Consider the following 17225-nt stretch of genomic DNA (forward strand, 5'->3'; position numbering starts at 1 on the left):
CGACGGGGTGCACCACGTGTCGCTGGACAAGGTCATCAAGACCATGCGGGAGACCGGCGCGGACATGAAGGTCAAGTACAAGGAGACCGCGCGGGGCGGCCTCGCCGTCAACGTCATCGAATGCTGAGGGCACCTCCGCGCCGGCCGTGATTCGTCGTGCGCGAGATCAGTCGTCGCCGGCGAGGTCGGCAAGCGTGATCGGCTGCATCAGCGTACGAGACGCATGTCCCTGAACATCCACCGAACTCACCGGCCGGGCCGCTTCTCGGGCGGTGAGGCATGCTGTGGCGTAACCACATATTCGCCCCTGGCACCAGCCCATGCCGGCGCGGGTCAACAGCTTCGTGCCCCGGGCATCGCCCGCGGACAGTTCACGCACCGCCTGCCGAACAGCGCCTGCCGACACCTCCTCGCACCGACAGACGAGAGTCTGGTCGTCACACAGATCGGGCCAGAAGGCCGGCACGGGATGAACCGCATGCAGAGCGGCGGCGAAACGACGCAGTCGACGCCGGATCCGCAGCAACCTACTGCGCTCACCCGCACGCAGCGGCCCCGCGCGACCGAGAGACCGGGCGACCGCGTCCCCGGCGAGGTGCCCTTCCACGAGCGCCAGCCTCGCCCCGCCGACGCCGGTCACCTCGCCCGCTGCGTACACGCCCGGTACAGAGGTCGCTTGATCCGGCCCGATCCTCACCACGAGACTGCCGTCGCGGTCCATGAATGTCTCGCATCCCAGGGCGACAGCCACCTCCACCTGCGGGGTGAAGCCGAAGCCGACGGCGAGACCGTCGCAGCCGACGTGTCTCTCGCTGCCGGGCACCACCGAGCCCAGCGGGCTGATCGCCGCCACTGTCACCCCGGCGAGCTGATCGTCGCCGTGCGCGGCCACCACAGCCATACGCCGCCGATACGGCACCCGACGACGCAGCATCCGCCAGCCGTACCGGCCTGCCTCGGTCAACTTGCTCGCTGCGCCGAGAACCGCACCGACGTGCCGTGCGTACCGGACCGGGTCGTTCGCCTCGTACACGCCGACCACCGTGGCGCCGGCGTCGGCCAAGCCGGTCGCGACCGGCAACAGAAACGGTCCCGTCCCCCCGACGACGACGCGTCGCGCGAACACCACCCCTTGACCCTTCAGCAGGGCCTGAGCTCCACCGGCGGTGACCACCCCCGGCAGATCCCAACCTGGGAAAGGGACAACCCGGTCATGAGCTCCCGTGGCGATGACGAGTCGCCGGCCGTACACGACCGTGGAGTGCGTGTGGACGGCGAACTGCGGACCGACGTCGTCCGGGCGAGACTCGACGAACCACACTGCCGCGTCCGGGTGGTGATCGAGCTGGTCGAACCGTGCGCGCAGACCGGCGAACAACGCCCAGTCCGTGTGGCTGCGGGCGTCCGCACCGGATCGGTGCCGCCAGTACTGTCCGCCGGGACGCGACCCGGCATCCAGGACGGCCACCCGGCAGCCGGCATCGGCCGCCGTGACCGCCGCGGCCAGACCGGCCGGTCCTGCACCGATCACCACCAGGTCGTACGTGCTCATGTCCCCTCCCGCAGCTCGTCCTGAGGTTCGACCACGTCACCGCTGCGGGCGACCACCAGACAGGCTCGCTGCGACGGCACACCGTTGACCGTGACGAGACAGTCGAAGCACACGCCGATGCCGCAGAAGACCCCCCGGGGTCGCCCTTCGACCCGTGTGCTCCGCCAGGATCGGATCCCGGCGGCGAGAAGGGCCGCGGCTACGCTCTGCCGCCCGTCGTGAGGGATCGAGCGGCCGTCAAAGGTGAACATGGTGACGCTCCGGTGCGAACGGTCGTAGATCCACGTGCGGGCGGCGGTCGGTCAGCAGTGCGGCGATGGCGTGCCCGGTCGCCGGGGCGAGGCCGATACCGGCGCCCTCGTGGCCGGTGGCATGAAAGAGCCCCGGCACGTCCTTGTCCGCGCCGATGATCGGCAGATGGTCCGGACTGTACGGCCGGAAACCCCGGTAGGCGCGAATCGCGGAGACGCCGCCCAGGATCGGGAACAGGCGTATCGCAGCCGCTGCGAGCCCTCTCAGCGCCGGCAGAGACATGGCCGGATCGAAGCCGACATGCTCCCGGCTGGACCCGATCAGGATCGTGCCGGCGCGAGTCCCCTCCACCACCGGGGAGATCTCCAGCCCAGCGGTGCTGCGCTCGACGTTCGCAACGTAACCGGCGGCGTAGACCTTGTGCCGCACGAGCTCCGGCAGCGGCTGGGTGACCAGGACGAAGCCACGTCGAGGCAGGATCGGCAGCTCGACGCCCGCCAACGCGGCGACTCTGCCAGCCCATACGCCGGCGGCGTTCACCACCCTGGTCGTTGACAGCAGGCCATGATCAGTCCGCACAGCTCGAATCCCCCCGGTGCCGTCCCGGAGCAGGCCGACAACGCAGGTGCCGGTCAGTACCGTTGCCCGGGCCGCACGGAGCAGGTGTGCGGCGGCGAGCATGGGCTGGACCTGCATGTCCTGGGGATAGTGCACCGCACCGACGAGATGGGGGGACAGGTGCGGCTCGTAGCTGGGCAACTCATGCGAGGCGACGGCGTGCGCCTCGACGCCCGCAGCACGCTGGCGGTCCGCGAACGCCGACAGTGTGTCGTGCTCTGTCGCCGAGGCCGCCACCACCAGGCCGCCCTTCCGTTCCAGTTCGATCTGCGCATCGCCCATGGTCTCGCCCAGTTCGCGCCACAGCGCGACGGAATGAAGCGCCAGGCTGAGTTCCGGGCCGGGTGATTTGTCGGAGAGGAGGATGTTGCCTTCGCCGGCCCCGGTGGTGCCGGACGCGACGCCGGCCCGGTCCACCACTGTCACCGTCAGGCCGGCCCGTGCGGCGTAGTAGGCGCAGGCGGCACCGGTCATCCCGGCGCCTATCACCACCACGTCCGCGTCGGCGTCGATCACGACGACACCCGGTGCATCCACGCCTCGATCTCGTCGGGACGTCGAGGTAGCCCGGAGGAGAGGACTCGACAGCCGTTGTCGGTGACAAGAACGTCCTCCTCGATCCGAATCCCGATTCCGCGCAGCTCAGCCGGAACCAACTCGTCGTCAGGCTGGAAGTAGAGGCCGGGCTCGACAGTGAGCACCTGGCCGGCAGCCAGCCGTCCGTGCAGGTAGCTGTCAGCGCGGGCAGCCGCACAGTCGTGGACGTCCAGACCGAGCATGTGGCCTGATCCACACAGCGTCCACCGCCGGTAGAGCCCGGACTCCTCGGTCAAGGCGCGTTCCGGCGACACGGGCAGCACGCCCAGGTCGGCGAGGCCGTACGCCAGCACGGTCATCGCCGCCTGATGGAACGCACGCCAGTCGGCGCCCGGCTTGAGGCAGTCCAGAGCTGCGTCGTTCGCCTTCAGGCACAACTCGTACAGATCGCGTTGCAGCGGACTGAACCGGCCGGACACCGGTAGAACACGAGTGATGTCTGCCGTGTAGAGCGACCTCGTCTCGGCACCGGCGTCGAGCAGCAGCAGGTCCCCGTCGCGGACCGCGCCGTCGTTGTCGATCCAGTGCAAGGTGGCGGCGTGCGCACCGGCGGCCACGATCGAGTGGTATCCGACGTCGTTGCCCTCCAGGCGGGCTCGCTGCCAGAACACCCCCTCCAGGTAACGCTCGGACGTACGCTTCGCCATCGGCAAGGCACGCACCATGTCCTCGAAACCGCGGGTGGTGATGGCCACCGCCTCTTCCAGCTGGCCGATCTCCCAGTCGTCCTTGACCAGCCGCATCTCATCCAGCACCGCGGCGAATTCCAGGTCGCCCGGCCCCGCGGCGTCGGCCGTCAGCCCATCCACGTGCACGTCGACTCCACGCAGCACGCGGGTCGGAACGCCCCGCCCGGACAGGACCGACTCCAGCTCGGCCAGATGACGGGTCGTCACAGCCAGCCGCCGACGGCTCTCTCCCAAGGTGGGCCGGCGTCCGGCCCACAGTTCCCCATACATCCGGTCACGGAAGAACTCGGGCGTGCTCCGGTCGGATCGGGGGCGAAGAAAGAGCATCTCCTCACCGTCCGGCTCGATGACCAGGACCCCGTCTGAGGACTGGTCGCCGGTCAGCCAGACATAGGCAGAATGCGGGCGGAACCGATAGTGCTGGTCGTTGGAACGCCTCTTGAAGCTTCCGGCCGGGACGACGAGCCGTTCCCCGGAGAAACGGCAGTGCAGCTGTCTCCGGCGTACCGCCGCCCAGCCGGCGACCTCGTCGACCTGTGTGACGTGCCGCTCGCTGTCAGCCCACCCGGAGAGCATGAACTCCTCCAACGCGGGGCTGACCGGCAGATCATGACTACCGGTGTGCAGGTCGACCCGTTTCATGCGGCCTCCTCGGCGGGGCTGGGTGGGGGAGTACAGAGGGTGATGGTGCGCAACGAGGTGTAGAAGTCCAGTGCGGCTGTGCCCTGTTCTCGAGGGCCCTGGCTGGACGCCTTCTCACCGCCGAACGGCGCGTGGAAATCGACTCCGGTAGTGGGCGTGTTGACCCGGATGAGACCGGTGTCGATGGCCCGGACCACCTCGAACAACCGGCCGATGTCGCGGCCGTGGACGGACGTCACCAGCCCGTACCGAACGTGGTTGACCAGAGCGGCCGCGGCGGCCGGGTCCGACACGGTGAAGATGCTGGCCAGCGGGCCGAACGTCTCCTCGCACGCGACCGGATGGCCAGGGTCGACCGAATCGAGCAGCACCGGCGCCACATAGAGGCCGTCAGCCCGGGACGCGAGACGAGTGAGAACCCGGCCTCCTGCCGCGCGGGCTGCCGCGACGCCGTCCAGAACTCGACGGCGCGCGACGTCGGTGATGACGGGACCGACTGCGACGCCGGCATCGGCCGGGTCGCCGACGCGTAGCCCCGCCACCGCGGCCACCAGGGCTTCGGTGAGCGCGGTGGCATCGCCCACCACGATGATCCGCCGAGTCGCGGTGCACTTCTGGCCCGCATATGCCATGGCGGCACCTGCCAGCATCGTGGCAGTGGTGGCAGGGTCGGCGTCCGGCAGCACGACCGCTGCGTTCTGTCCGCCCATCTCCGCCTGAACCGGTAGCCCGGCGCGAACGGCGGCGACGGCGACACCCCTGCCGACCGTCGCGGAGCCGGTGAAGGACACGACGTCAGCCGCTTCGACGACGGCCTGTCCGGTGTCCGCACCTCCCGGCACCACATGGAGCAGATCGTCGGGCAGCAGCCCGTCGAACAGGCCCGCCACCAACTCGCCGCAAGCCAGCGCCTCGGGCGACGGCTTGAGCAGCACTCCGTTACCAGTGGCGAGGGCCGGTGCAGCCTTCCACAGCGGGATGGCCAGTGGAAAGTTCCACGGCGTGATCAGACCAGCCACGCCCCGCGGCCGACGTTCGGTGAACAGCAGTCCCGGCTGATTCGCCGGCAGCGTCGGCGCCAGCAGGTCGCCGATCGCCGCGAAGCAGGACTGGGCGTAGTAGTCGAGGATCGCAGCGGCCCGGCTGACCTCGGCGTTCGCTTCCACGACCGGCTTGCCCACCTCACGGACGATCAGAGCAGCCGCTTCACCGGCCCGAGCCCGCAGCCGGTCCGCCGCCTCACTCAGGGCAGCGGCGCGGCCGGAGGGATCCCGACGGCGCCAGGCGTCCTGCGCGACACGGACCGAATCAGCGAGCTTCCGCACACCATCAGGAGTGACCGGGACACGCTCCGCGACGACATCGTCCGGCTTCTGAGGGGAACGGCTCTGAATGAGACTCACAACATGAATCCCGCCGGGAAAGGGTCCTCGGGGTCGAGGAAGAACTGGGCGGTACCGGTAAGCCACGCCCGCCCGGTGACTGTCGGCACCACCGCGGGCCGACCGGCGACGGTGGTCGTATCGACCAGCCGACCGGAAAACCGGCTGCCGATGATGGACTCGTTGACGAATTCCTGTCCGAGGGGGAGCAACCCGCGGGCGTGCAGCTGCGCCATCCTCGCCGACGTGCCGGTCCCGCAAGGGGATCGGTCGAACCAGCCGGGATGGATGGCCATGGCGTGGCGTGACAACCGGGCGGTCGCCCCTTCCGCAGCCAGGTAGACATGGTGGCATCCGGAGATGTGCGGCTGCTCGGGGTGCACGGGCCGGGCGGTGTCGTTCACGCCTCTCATCACGCTGAGCCCCACCTCCAGCAGCCGTTGTTTGTCCATGCGGTCCAGTCGCAGGCCCAACTCCGGCAGGTCGACGATCGCATAGAAGTTGCCGCCGAACGCGAGGTCGTAACGGACGTGGCCGTAGCCGGGGACCTCGACCAAGGCGTCCTGTTCCACCAGGAAGGAGGGAACGTTCTGGATGGTGACAGCGGTGGCGCGGCCCTGCTCGACCTTGACAGACGCCACCACCAGTCCGGCCGGCGTATCGAGGCGGATCGTGGTCACCGGCTCGGTGACCGGCACCATCCCGGTCTCCGCCAGTACGGTGGCCACACCGATCGCACCGTGTCCGCACATCGGCAGGCACCCCGACACCTCGATGAAGACCACACCGACATCGGCGTCCGGGCGGGTGGGCGGCTGGAGGATCGCACCCGACATGGCGGAGTGCCCGCGCGGCTCGTACATCAGAAACGTGCGCAGGTCATCCCGGTGGTTCGTCAGGTACTCCCGACGTTGCGCCATGGTGTCGCCCGGCAGGAGCGGCGCGCCTCCGGTCACCACCCGGGTGGGCATTCCCTCGGTGTGGGAGTCGACGACGTGAATGACGCGGCTACTGCGCATCAGCGGTGCCCTGCCGCGAGCACCCGTTCGGTCGTGGTACGGATGACCGCGGCGTCGGTGGGGGCCAGCGGCTGGCGCGGCTGGCGCGTGAAGCCACCGGGACGACCTGCGACATCCATGGAAAGCTTGATCGCCTGAACGAACTCAGTGCGCGAATCCCAACGGAGCAGCGGATGCAGTGCCCGGTAGAGGAGGACGGCCGTCCTGAGATCACCCGCCGTCGCGGCCTCGTAAAGACGAACGCAGCTCGCCGGAATGGCGTTCTGGTAGCCGCCAATCCAGCCCACCGCGCCCGCGATCAGGAATTCGAGCGCGACGTCGTCCGCGCCGGCGAGGATGTCGAGACCAGGCGCCGTCTCGGCGATCTGGTACGCCCGGCGGGCGTCACCGCTGAACTCCTTGACCGCGACGATCAAACCCTCGTCGTGTAGACGCCGCAGCAGGTCGGGTGTCAGGTCCACCCTCGTGTCCATCGGATTGTTGTAGGCGACGATCGGTAGACCTGCCTTCGCCACCTCACGGTAGTGGGCCAGCACTGCTGCCTCGTCAGCGCGGTACGTCGTCGGTGGCAGCAACATGACGGCCGGGCAGCCTTCCTCCGCAGCCTGCTCGGTCCAGCGCCGTGCCTCGTCGGCACCATAGGCCGAGACGCCTGGTACGACGGCGAACCCATCAGGGGCGGCTTGCACCGCCGTTCGCACCACCGAAGCCCGTTCCTCGCTGCTGAGCGCCTGGTATTCACCGAGGGAACCGTTGGGGACAACGCCATGACAGCCGTTGTCAGCGAGCCATCCGACATGTGCAGCGTAAGCGCCGAAATCGATGCCCTGGTCGGCGTGGAACGGAAGAGCGGTCGCTACGAGAACCCCACGCCACGGCGCCATTTCCATGCGGCCTCCATCAGTAATATGTTACATAGCACCATAGTGGCTGCGCCCGCCCCGTCAAGAGGTGCAATCGCCCCGGCTCGGCGCCGTTCGAAGCAGTCGATGAACGGCTGAGGGCGTGACCGTATGCGATAGCGGGGCCCGGAGCTGCTGCCGGCGAGCACATTCGGTGTGCCGGTGCTGACTCCAAGGAGCCACGGTGGCGGCGTAGCGGGAGCCGACCGGCCGGACGTGTCAACAGAACACGTTGGTCCTAGTCTTCACGACGGGCCGCCCAGATACCTCGGACGTGCCGCAAGTGGTGCCGCATCAGGCCGACCACGGCCTCACGGTCACCCCCGGCGATGAGCTCGATCAACTCGAGATGCTCGTTCGCGGAGTCGACCAGACCTCCACTCTCCACCAGCGCGTCGAGACCGTACAAACGGGTGTGATTGCGCAGGTCGGCAACCGTCTCGACCAGCCGTTGATTCCCGGCGGCATGCAACAGTGTCAGGTGGAAGGCGTTGTCCGATTCGATGTACGCCACCAGGTCCCCACGTCCGGCAGCAGAAACGATGTTGTCCGCCAACCTCCGCAGTTCCCGCACCTGCGGTTCCGACAGTCTGCCCGTCTGGTCGGCCACCACCGGAATCTCGAGAAGCTCCCGAATCTGAGTGATCTCGTCCAGATCCCGCTCACTGAGGGCCTTGACGCGGAACCCCTTGTTCTTGACGATCGAGACCAAGCCCTCCTTGGCCAGGTCGAGGATCGCTTCGCGAACCGGCGTGGGCGAGACGCCGAAGCGTCCGGCCAGCATCGGGACGGAGTAGGTCGAATCCGGCCTCAAGCTGCCAGCCACGATAGCCGCGCGCAGGGCGTGCGCTACGTCCTCGCGTAGGCTCTGCCGACTCTGAAGCGGCTTCAGGTCCAGCGTGGATGCGGCAGCGCTCGCATCGCCAGTCCGCTGGTTGCCTTTCACAGTTGCATCCGCTCCGGTCCCGTCGAGCCAACCCTGAGAACAAGCCGCCCGGGGCCCGCCCTTCATCCCTGCTGACGGCGGCCCTGTCTCTCAGCGCCACCGTCAACCACCGCGCCGATCTCGGAGCCTACCCAGTGGGTATCGCCTCGACATCTACCGGGCGACAGCCGGTGGGTCGCAGCCTGCTATACGTGACGGCGTGGCCGGATCGATCAGCTCGCCGGAGGGCCTTTGTCGTAGCCGACGTCTGAGCAACCCGACGCGACGCGGACCCGGTAACCCCAGCGCCTCAGGACAAGCGCGATTCTTGCGGCACCGCCCGGGTTGGCGGAATGGACGACGACCACACCGATGTTGAAGGGGCGGTCGTAGAAGGCGGCCTGTTCCAGGACCTCTATCACCGGCCAGATGGTGTCGTCGCCGCCCAGGTCGTGGTCCAGCCACAGCTCGTCCAGCCGACCATCCCCGTAGCGGGTAAGAAGCTCGACTCCGGCAGCGCTCGTACGGGCCACCTCCGCGCGGCGGCCATCGACGAATGACCGAAGGTCATCGATCAGAGCGATCGCTCGCCGGGCGTCCACCCGGTCATGATGCGCGGGCACCGCCACGCGTCGCCATCCGGTTTCGCCGGCGAAGCAGGCGCCGAGAGCTGTCGGGGGGTGTTGCGGTGATCCAGGCCGGCGGCGAAGCCGCGGATTCGGGGCATCCGGCGTGGGGCGCGGTTGATCCAGGTGTCGAGGTGCTGCTCGGTGCCCTGGTGGCGGACCAGCGCGGCGGACCCGCGGGCGAGGCTGGCGACGTTCGAGGTCCGGTGACGTGGCGGGCCGGACAGCGCCCCGCTCCCCAGGGGGGGGGGGGCGGGATCGTCAACTGCAACCGGCATGACCGCGCGAATCGCGGCAGAAGCGGACGGCGTGAGGCATCCTGTTCGCCTCGTCAGAGGAGGTTGTCATGGAGTCGGATCAGCCGACCCAGGCTGCGATGGAGGCGGCGACGGCGGACCTACTCCATCTGGGCTTCCTGGAGATCCGGTTCCTCACTGCGCCACTGCTGGATGCCCATTCGGCGGACGCACTCGATCGACGTCGTGAGCGCGCCAATATGATCGCCGACCTCTGTCACCAGCTTCCAGGGCTTCTCGCGCCGCAGCGACGCGATCAACTCGCCGACGGGCTGCGATACCTTTGGCGAACTGCTACCGCGACCAAGCGTCAGTGGCTGCGGTCCCGCTGGGACCACCTGAACTACGATCACCGCTGGCTGACTGAGGCCGCTACCGAACGGCCCACCTCAAAGGGGAAACTGCAAACGCCGACCCGCCGGGCCCACCAATTGAATCCGGCGCCAAATGACCTCGGGCGGCACCGAGCTACCCACGGCAGATGAGTGCACCTGATCTCGGTCAACGCCCGGACGTCCGACCGTTGAACCGTTGAACCGATGACCGGAGGCGGGCGTCGGGTGCACGTCGACCAGCGCGGCGTCGGTCGCTCGCTGTCGTGGACGGCTCAGGTTTCGTCGAAGAGTTCTTCGGCGATCGTGGCTGTGTATGGAGCCTCGCTGTAGGTAAGCCAGCGCGCGATTTCGTCGGCATGACCGCCGACGGCGGTCGCGGTGGCGACGGCGTCGACCGCGTCCGAGGGTGGCGTGACCCCGTCGCGGGTCACCAAAGCTAGTGGCCACGACGGCCGCACTCGAGCACCGTCGGCGTAGAACAGGAACGGCGGTACGAACTGCAGCAGGCGACCGTCCGCGTCATCGACGGTGTCACCGGAGCGAAGCGCACCGTATGGGCGGTGCAGCAGCTTCATCTCGAATGGCTCGGCACGCTCCAGCCACACGTCTGCCGCGTCGGCGTATCCGCTGCCGACCGGCAGCAGCGCGATGCTCGCTGTCAGTCTCGGCAGGAAGCCGTCGTCCATCGGCGGGTCGTATCGGTTGGACCGCACCACGTAGCACCGGGTCGGCGGTACGCCAACCGCGCACCGGTCGCCCTCGTCGAGTTCGGCCGCCGGCGGGCGCAGCTGGTACGGCCACCACGGCTCGGTAGATTCGTCGACGGGGAAGGCGACGCTGCCGTTCGGCAGGTACGCCGAGTCGGGATCGAGCACGGCCCCCCACGGCCAGCGCACCGCCGCGTAGTACTTGCCGGCGCGTGTGGTCACCGTTGGGGTCCACGGGCATGACACCGCCACCACGTCACCGACCTGGTAGGGCAGATCGTGCGGGGGTATCACGATCTCCGGTCGCTTAGGGTCGGCGTTCAGCAGGCCGTGGTTGGCAAGTCGGGCTGCCCATTCGGCGCCGAGCCGGGCGGAAACGATCCGGATCTGGGCCGCCGCCTGCGCGGGAGGCTGCTGCGTCATCGCCAGGGTGTCCCGCTGCGCCTGCGCCTCCCGGTCTCCCGAGTCGTCGTCGGACCCCAGCTCCGACCAGAGGTCCACCGTCCGCGTGACAAGCTGTTCCATGGGTTCGGGCATGGGCTGCCGAGCAGCCTCGGCCGCTCTGACTATGACCTCGAAGATCTGCGCCTCGGCGCTGTACTCATCGCACAGGGCTCTGAGCTTCGCGCCTACTGCCGCGATCCGGTCCGCGTCGGGCGCGGCGAGCTCGCCGTGCCCCGTCCAGAACGCGTCGACGCTGTCTCGATAGAACGCGGCCGCTCGTAGCGTGCCGCACGCGTGCACGTACGGTGCGAGACGCTCGAGGCAACCCGCCACCCAGAGACCCGCCTGCCAGGGCAGAAGCGTCGTACCAGGCATTCCACCGCACCCCCCGTGTTACGCGCCGGAACAGTGGACCATGCCCGGCATCCCCTGGGAGCGGTCTGGGAGCTGCGGGACCAGGTGCAAAGCGAGGCGGCAACCGCGTCAGAGCCGAGGACTTGGCACCGCGCGTCCAGCGTCAACCCGGGCACCGGCCTGCGTGATAGGGACCGCGACCGCCGGTCCCAGTACCTCGCGTGCGGCGCCGACCTCGGCATCACCTCGGGCGCCTACAACTGGCAGCTCTACCAGCCCGGAACACGGTACTGGCTGTTCCAGGGCATCGAGACCGGCATCTTCGTCGCCGTCGCCGCCCTGCTGCTCTACCTCGCCATCCGCCGCATCCGCCGCGTCGCCTGACCGCGAAGCCGTCCACGGGAGGCACCATGCGCTAACTCACCTACATCGCCGCTGCGGCCCTGCTGGCTCGGCATCCGCTGGCATTCACCTGAATCTCTCTGCAGTTGTGCTCGCCGGCTTTTCCCCCCGCTCATGCCGCTGGTGGTGTGCGTCGATGTCTTGTGGGGGGACTGCTCGGAGCACCGACGATAGTTACATGATCATTGACAGCTTGCCGGTCCCGTCTGCGCTGCTCCGGGTGCTGCAGCAGGGGCGGTGGGTAGCTCCAGACCGCTCGTCGTCGACGTACCGGGAAGTCTTCGGTGATGACGCCGTAGCGCCGCAGTTCCTTCCCTTGAGTCGGATGACGGCCAACAGGCGCTGGCTCGATGACATCCCTGAGGACTATCGCGGGTTCTACCTCGGTCAACCGGACCGGCAGAGCCCGCCCGGCGACGTGGATCCCGACCGGTCTCTCCTGATCGGTGACCTCGGACCTGACCGGCCGTTTGCGTTGGACTACAGACCTTCGTCGGCCGCACCGTCGGTGATCTACCTCAGCACAGCGGCGGACTGGATCGAGGTTGCGCCCAACATCGAGATGCTGATCGAACGCCTCGGGATCTGACTGTGCGGAGGGATCCCTTTGATCTTCTGCCGCCGACCGGGCGCAACGTTCGGTCGCGCCTACCGTATGCGTGATGGCGTGCAGGTGGCCGGGCATTCGTTAGGTGCCGAACCCGCCGCACAGGTAGTACAGGCTCGTGGCCAGTCCCAATATCCAGCCAGCTACGAGGCCAGACGATGACCCACGGTCGAGCCGTCCGGACAGCGCGAAGCAGCTGCCCAGCAACACCAGCTGGGCAATGCCGTACGTGAGTACGCCGAAGAAGAGCGCCGCGAACCTCCCACCGGCATCCAAGTCCGAATTCGGCCGCCACCAGCGGCGGTGGCCAGGGCAATCGTGAACCCAACAGCAAGACCGTGCCCAGCGAGGGAGACGACCGTTCCGGTAACCATCGGCCTGGTGACCGTCACCGCCGGAGCGTGACCCCGTGCCGACCGAGCGCTCGTACTCGTACCAGGCGGCGCGGTTGGTGATGCCGGACTGCTAGCGTTCGGCGTCGTGTGGACCGAAGAGATCGTGGCCGGGCGGCCGGCCTGGCGGCATATCCCGTCCGGCGTGGTCTTTCGGGCGGTGCCGGGCGGGACCTTTCGCATGGGTCTGTAGGTGCGGGTCGAACCATTCCTGATTGCTCGGCACCCGCTGACGGTCGCGCAGGTCCAGCACTGGTTGCCCGAGTACGAGGACGACTACGCCAACGCGGACTCCGGCACGGCCCGGCCCGAGAACGACCTGGACGAGCTGTGCCATTCCGGCTGCCCAGCGAGGCCGAATGGGAGTACGCAGCCCGAGCCGGCACCACCACCTTGACCTTCCGCGGCTACGAGAAACCCGGCGAGGGCCATCTGCTCGACGACTTCGGCGATGAGCGGCGGACAGCCGCCGCTGAGAACGCGTTCGGGCTGGCCGCGATGGGCTCGGCAGCCGAGATTTGCGCCGACGTGTGGATTCCCGGTTTTGTGGGCGCCCCGGCGGATGCCCGCCCACGCACCGGTGACGGGCCCAGGGCCGTACGCGGCGGTGCCGCCGACCTCTACCCGTGGCAGGGCTGCGACGAATGGCTGCTGCTGCTCGCCGCCACCCGGTATGAGCACGATCAGTTCACCGCGGTCCGCCCGGTCGCACCACTGCCGCCCTGGAGTTAGCCAGGCCGCCGGACGAGACGCGAGGAGGGCCGGTGGTGGAGAGCCCGTTCGGCTGGCGAGAGTTGAAGCTGGTCCTCGCGGTTGTCCTCGGCACCCTTCTGATCGGCGTGGGGATGCTGCTCACCGTTCGGCTGAACGAGGCGATCGACGAGCGGGTTCGCGTCGGCGCCGAGACGACAGGCCAAGTGGTCCACGTCGAACGGTTCAGGATCACGCGTTCGTTCTCCGCCACGAGGCTGACTGTGGACTACACGTTCGACGGCGTGCGGTATCGGGAGCGGTTCTCCAGCGAACTCGACGAGAGTGAGTTCCGCGTCGGGGAGTTACTCGACGTACGCGTCGACAGGACGGATCCGACCCGGGCTGCCACGCCCGACGGGTACGCGACGGAGGATCTGCTCCTGCAGGCGCCGACTGTCCTGGCTGGCCTCGGCCTCGTCATGATCGTGATCTCGCTCGCGCTTATCAGAACGGGCCCTCGGCGCGGCTAGTGCTCGGACCACAAACGTTCGCGGTGTTGGTGACACGCCGGGCCTGGGTGGCGGTCGGGCTGGGGTTGCGGCGTCAGGCTGTCGGGGTGGCAGAGCCGGTTCGGGTACGTCGATTAAGTGATCAAGAAGGACAGCGGCTGCAACGGCTTGTGCGCCGGGGCACGGGCTCGGCCGTGCGGCTGCGGCGGGCGATGGTCGTGCTTGCCTCTGCGGGAGGCAACAGCGTGCCAGTCATCGCCCGGCTCGTGCAGGCCGACGAGGACTCCGTGCGGCAGGTGATCCACCGGTTCAACGAGATCGGCATGGCCAGCCTGGACCCTCAGTGGGCGGGTGGCCGTCCCCGCCGGATCAGTAGCGACGACGAGGCGTTCATCGTCGTGACGGCCAACACCCGCCCCGCGAAGCTGGGGCGGCCCTTCACCTGATGGAGCGTGCGCAAGCTCGCCGAGCACCTGGCGCACAACCCGGACCGGCGGGTGGTCGTCGGCCGGGAGCGGCTGCGGCAACTACTGCGCAAACACGAGATCACCTTCCAGCGCACCAAGACGTGGAAGGAGTCCACCGACCCCGACCGCGAGGCCAAGCTGGCCCGTATCGAGCAGGTGATCGAGCAGTTTCCGCACCGCACGTTCGCCTTCGACGAGTTCGGGCCGCTGGCGGTCCGACCGCACGGCGGCGTCGGCTGGGCGCCGAAAGGTCGCCCGCGTAGGCTGCCGGCTAACTACCACAAGCTGCACGGCGTGCGGCAGTCCCACGGCTGCTACAGCATCGGCGACGACCAGTTGTGGGGCGTCATTCGCACCCGCAAGTCCGCGGCGAACACCCTGGCCGCGTTGAAGTCGATCCGGGCCGCTCGCCCGGACGGCGCACCGATCTACGGCATCCTGGACAACCTGTCCGCCCATAAGGGGTTCAAGATCCGGCAGTGGGCGGCCCGGAACAAGGTCGAGATGTGCTTCACCCCGACCTACGCCTCCTGTGCCAACCCCATCGAGGCGCACTTCGGGCCGCTACGAACCTTCGTCATTGCGGGCTCGGATCACCCCAACCACACCGTCCTGGCCCGCAACCTGCACGCCTACCTGCGCTGGCGCAACGCCAACGCACGCCACCCCGATGTCCTGACCGCCCAACGCCGCCACCGTGCCGAAATCCGCAGCGAACGACAACGCCGCTGGGGCCAACGCGCCACCCGAGCCGCATGACCAACCCGGCCAACGTTTGTGGTCAGAGCACTAGGTGGGCTGGTGGAACCCGACTGGCGCCCCCCGGCCGCGGATCGGGGCGGCTGTTCCGCGCGGAGAGTCGTCAACTCGTAGATGGCGGAAGGGTGGTAGTCCGCGCTGAGACTCGAATCCCACCGGATACCTGCTGGCTAGGGCACTTGCTCGGTGACCTCTTCGGCGTGCCCGAAGTGTCTGCGGCTCGGCATACGGGGGCCGACGGGCTGATCATTTGGGCCTATATTCGCCCTAGTGAAGTCGACGGGTTGGCGTAGATGGCTGCGGCGGGGGACGCGGGTTGACGCTTCGCTGCGCCAGGTCGGGGCGGTGGTCGATGAGGCGGTGGAGCTGTCGCGCGCTGGTCGTTTCGACGATGCGGTCGAGACGGGCCGCCGGGCTGTGGAGATGTTGTCTGGCTTGACAGCACGGGACCGTGGCACGGTTCTGCCCACTCTCGTCCTGGCATGCAGCAACCTGTCCTATTACTTGTCGGACGCTGGCCGGCCGACGGAGGCGCTGGAGTGTGCGGAGGAGGCGGTCCGGCTGGCCCGGGAGCTTTACGCCATCGACCGCCGTCACGAGGAGCAGCTCGCGGAGGCCCTGGACGCGCTCGCCAGGCGACTTATGAGTTGTGGCCGAACGCCGGAGGCGCTGACTGCTGGCCGTGAGGCGTTGGCGTTGATGGACGTATGTCCTGACGTCCTGCTGTCGCGCCTGCTTGAGCCCTACGCGATGGCGTTGGCGGCGACCGGCCAGCACGCCGAGGCGCTGCAGGTCAGCGACCGTGCCCTGCAGTTGCTGCGCAGGCTGGCTGTGGATCAACCGGTCGGCTCGCAAATGCACGACGCCCTGGGCAGGGTCTTGAGCCTGCACGCGAACCGGCTGTTCGAGGCAGGGCGGTGGGAGGAAGCGGTCGACGTCGGCGCCGAGACGGTCGCGCACTTCCGTGAGTCGATGACGGGCAGCCAGCCGCGGCGTCTCGGCTACCTGGCGACTGCTCTGAAGAACCAGGCGGTTTGTCTGGCGGGAGTACGACGGACGGCGGAGGCTCTGGCGGCGGCCGCGGAGGCGGTCGAACTGAGTCGTGAACTTGTCGCAGCCCAGCCCGAGGTGCATCATCCGCTCCTCGCCTCGTGTCTGGACACGTACGGCGGGCGGCTCAGCGAGATGGACCGGCGGGCGGAGGCCGCGGCCGCGACCGATGAGGCGGTGAAGCTGTATCGCGCTCTGGCCGCTGTCGACCGGGCGGTATACCTGTCGAGGCTGGCCGAGGCGGTGGGCAATCAGGGAGCCGTCACCGAGGATCGACAGGCCAGCCTCGCCCTTACGACAGAGGCAGTGCAGTTGCGTCGGGAACTCGTTGCGGACAACCGGGCCGGACACCTGCGGGACCTGGCGCTGTCGCTGTTGAACCTGGCTAACGGCCTGGCCAGGTCCGGCCGGCTCGACGAGGCCCTAGCCGTTGGCGAGGAGACCCTTGAACTGCAGCGTGAGGTAGCGACGGTCGACCGGCCTGCAATCCTGTCGCGACACGCGGAGATGCTGCGGCGGCAGGCGGTGTGGCTGGACGACGCCGGCCGTACGGTCGAGGCGCTGGCGCTCGGCGAGGAAGCGATCGCGGTCGCTCGCGAGGCCGTCGCCGGTAACCGGGCCGCCAATCTCAAGATTTTGTCGTATGCGCTGGAGGATCAGGCGGCACGGCTCGAGAAACTGTCCGGTCGCGGATCGCGGCAGACGCGACGGCCCGGGGGCACGCCAAGCTTCAGCAAGAAGAAGGCGCGCCGTGCGCAGGTGATGGCGCGCGAGGCGCAGGAGTTGTGGGCGGAGTACCAGCAAGGTGCGTCGGCCTCCGGCTAAGCGACGCCACAGCGTGCGTCATCGCGTGGTGGTTCCGGAGCGGCCGTTCGGTGCGGTCGGGAAGATCCTGTCGGATCCGCTGCCTAAGGGACGTCTCGTAACTGGGTGAAGGCGTTGCTCGGCATCAAGCCGATGGTCAGCCGGCGAGGATGATGTTGTGGAGGTTCGCGATGCCGGAAGC

At 68.5% G+C, this 17225-nt stretch carries 17 protein-coding genes and 1 pseudogene; 8 read left to right on the top strand and 10 right to left on the bottom strand.

All coding sequences use genetic code 11. The features are described 5' to 3' along the window. Positions 1 to 127, top strand: a 127-nt coding sequence (locus tag IF06_RS33460; RefSeq protein WP_157551510.1) for an L-serine ammonia-lyase, iron-sulfur-dependent, subunit alpha, incomplete at its 5' end; no start/stop codon positions are given. A gap of 39 nt (positions 128 to 166) precedes the next feature. Here the strand turns inward: IF06_RS33460 and IF06_RS0131080 are convergent. The 9 genes from IF06_RS0131080 to IF06_RS0131115 all read right to left on the bottom strand — a co-directional run bounded on the left by IF06_RS0131080 (position 167) and on the right by IF06_RS0131115 (position 9180). Further along, positions 167 to 1552, bottom strand: coding sequence for an NAD(P)/FAD-dependent oxidoreductase (locus IF06_RS0131080; RefSeq protein ID WP_030275316.1), 1386 nt, complete (start codon positions 1550 to 1552; stop codon positions 167 to 169). Next, on the bottom strand, positions 1549 to 1803 hold the full coding sequence (locus tag IF06_RS33465) for a (2Fe-2S)-binding protein (protein ID WP_013476191.1): 255 nt from the start codon (positions 1801 to 1803) through the stop codon (positions 1549 to 1551). The genes IF06_RS0131080 and IF06_RS33465 overlap by 4 nt, the downstream gene beginning before the upstream one ends. Further along, the gene (locus IF06_RS0131085; RefSeq protein WP_030275318.1) at positions 1790 to 2938 is read right to left on the bottom strand and encodes an NAD(P)/FAD-dependent oxidoreductase; all 1149 of its coding nucleotides are present in this window, start codon (positions 2936 to 2938) and stop codon (positions 1790 to 1792) included. Before IF06_RS0131085 ends, IF06_RS33465 begins: the two co-directional genes overlap by 14 nt. Next, the gene (locus tag IF06_RS0131090) at positions 2935 to 4350 is read right to left on the bottom strand and encodes an aminopeptidase P family protein (RefSeq protein ID WP_013476193.1); all 1416 of its coding nucleotides are present in this window, start codon (positions 4348 to 4350) and stop codon (positions 2935 to 2937) included. The genes IF06_RS0131085 and IF06_RS0131090 overlap by 4 nt, the downstream gene beginning before the upstream one ends. Beyond that, complete coding sequence (locus IF06_RS0131095) at positions 4347 to 5753, bottom strand: aldehyde dehydrogenase family protein (protein WP_013476194.1); 1407 nt, start codon at positions 5751 to 5753, stop codon at positions 4347 to 4349. The genes IF06_RS0131090 and IF06_RS0131095 overlap by 4 nt, the downstream gene beginning before the upstream one ends. After that, entirely contained in the window at positions 5750 to 6751 is a 1002-nt protein-coding gene (locus tag IF06_RS0131100; protein ID WP_030275320.1) for a proline racemase family protein, read from the bottom strand. The genes IF06_RS0131095 and IF06_RS0131100 overlap by 4 nt, the downstream gene beginning before the upstream one ends. Beyond that, on the bottom strand, positions 6751 to 7641 hold the full coding sequence (locus IF06_RS0131105; protein WP_013476196.1) for a dihydrodipicolinate synthase family protein: 891 nt from the start codon (positions 7639 to 7641) through the stop codon (positions 6751 to 6753). Before IF06_RS0131105 ends, IF06_RS0131100 begins: the two co-directional genes overlap by 1 nt. Before the next feature lie 250 nt (positions 7642 to 7891). Continuing rightward, positions 7892 to 8599 carry a GntR family transcriptional regulator gene (locus IF06_RS0131110; protein ID WP_013476197.1) on the bottom strand — a complete coding sequence of 236 codons (708 nt, stop codon included), beginning with the start codon at positions 8597 to 8599 and terminating at the stop codon, positions 7892 to 7894. A 212-nt stretch (positions 8600 to 8811) separates the two neighbouring features. Then, on the bottom strand, positions 8812 to 9180 hold the full coding sequence (locus tag IF06_RS0131115) for a cyclic-phosphate processing receiver domain-containing protein (protein WP_030275322.1): 369 nt from the start codon (positions 9178 to 9180) through the stop codon (positions 8812 to 8814). Between the two features lie 370 nt (positions 9181 to 9550). Here IF06_RS0131115 and IF06_RS33770 point away from each other — a divergent pair, with 370 nt between their 5' ends. Then, entirely contained in the window at positions 9551 to 9985 is a 435-nt protein-coding gene (locus tag IF06_RS33770; protein WP_143025306.1) for a hypothetical protein, read from the top strand. A 122-nt stretch (positions 9986 to 10107) separates the two neighbouring features. Here IF06_RS33770 and IF06_RS0131125 read toward each other — a convergent pair whose 3' ends face one another. Continuing rightward, positions 10108 to 11361, bottom strand: a complete 1254-nt coding sequence (locus IF06_RS0131125; RefSeq protein ID WP_071094274.1) for a hypothetical protein — start codon at positions 11359 to 11361, stop codon at positions 10108 to 10110. Positions 11362 to 11376: 15 nt separating this feature from the next. Between IF06_RS0131125 and IF06_RS34580 the strand changes: the two genes are divergently transcribed. The 6 genes and pseudogenes from IF06_RS34580 (at position 11377) to IF06_RS0131160 (ending at position 17044) form a co-directional block, all read left to right on the top strand. After that, the gene (locus IF06_RS34580) at positions 11377 to 11724 is read left to right on the top strand and encodes a hypothetical protein (protein ID WP_232236819.1); all 348 of its coding nucleotides are present in this window, start codon (positions 11377 to 11379) and stop codon (positions 11722 to 11724) included. 196 nt (positions 11725 to 11920) lie between these two features. Beyond that, the gene (locus tag IF06_RS0131135) at positions 11921 to 12331 is read left to right on the top strand and encodes an SMI1/KNR4 family protein (protein WP_083395210.1); all 411 of its coding nucleotides are present in this window, start codon (positions 11921 to 11923) and stop codon (positions 12329 to 12331) included. Positions 12332 to 12831: 500 nt separating this feature from the next. Continuing rightward, positions 12832 to 13473, top strand: coding sequence for a formylglycine-generating enzyme family protein (locus tag IF06_RS34905; RefSeq protein WP_332259027.1), 642 nt, complete (start codon positions 12832 to 12834; stop codon positions 13471 to 13473). A gap of 32 nt (positions 13474 to 13505) precedes the next feature. Further along, the gene (locus IF06_RS0131150) at positions 13506 to 13964 is read left to right on the top strand and encodes a DUF3592 domain-containing protein (protein WP_013287184.1); all 459 of its coding nucleotides are present in this window, start codon (positions 13506 to 13508) and stop codon (positions 13962 to 13964) included. Between the two features lie 86 nt (positions 13965 to 14050). Beyond that, positions 14051 to 15169: pseudogene (locus IF06_RS34125) on the top strand (IS630 family transposase). Positions 15170 to 15514: 345 nt separating this feature from the next. After that, the gene (locus tag IF06_RS0131160) at positions 15515 to 17044 is read left to right on the top strand and encodes a tetratricopeptide repeat protein (protein WP_013287183.1); all 1530 of its coding nucleotides are present in this window, start codon (positions 15515 to 15517) and stop codon (positions 17042 to 17044) included. Positions 17045 to 17225: the final 181 nt, after the last annotated feature.

Source organism: Micromonospora globosa (genome assembly GCF_000717585.1).
Lineage (GTDB): Bacteria > Actinomycetota > Actinomycetes > Mycobacteriales > Micromonosporaceae > Micromonospora > Micromonospora aurantiaca.

What these genes read in the sequence shown, in the direction of transcription:
- IF06_RS0131080 (WP_030275316.1), bottom strand. Translation starts at nt 1,552, where the DNA reads ATGAGCACGTACGACCTGGTGGTGATCGGTGCAGGACCGGCCGGTCTG.
- IF06_RS0131135 (WP_083395210.1), top strand. Translation starts at nt 11,921, where the DNA reads ATGATCATTGACAGCTTGCCGGTCCCGTCTGCGCTGCTCCGGGTGCTG.
- IF06_RS0131100 (WP_030275320.1), bottom strand. Translation starts at nt 6,751, where the DNA reads ATGCGCAGTAGCCGCGTCATTCACGTCGTCGACTCCCACACCGAGGGA.
- IF06_RS33465 (WP_013476191.1), bottom strand. Translation starts at nt 1,803, where the DNA reads ATGTTCACCTTTGACGGCCGCTCGATCCCTCACGACGGGCGGCAGAGC.
- IF06_RS33770 (WP_143025306.1), top strand. Translation starts at nt 9,551, where the DNA reads ATGGAGTCGGATCAGCCGACCCAGGCTGCGATGGAGGCGGCGACGGCG.
- IF06_RS0131125 (WP_071094274.1), bottom strand. Translation starts at nt 11,361, where the DNA reads ATGCCTGGTACGACGCTTCTGCCCTGGCAGGCGGGTCTCTGGGTGGCG.
- IF06_RS0131105 (WP_013476196.1), bottom strand. Translation starts at nt 7,641, where the DNA reads ATGGAAATGGCGCCGTGGCGTGGGGTTCTCGTAGCGACCGCTCTTCCG.
- IF06_RS0131090 (WP_013476193.1), bottom strand. Translation starts at nt 4,350, where the DNA reads ATGAAACGGGTCGACCTGCACACCGGTAGTCATGATCTGCCGGTCAGC.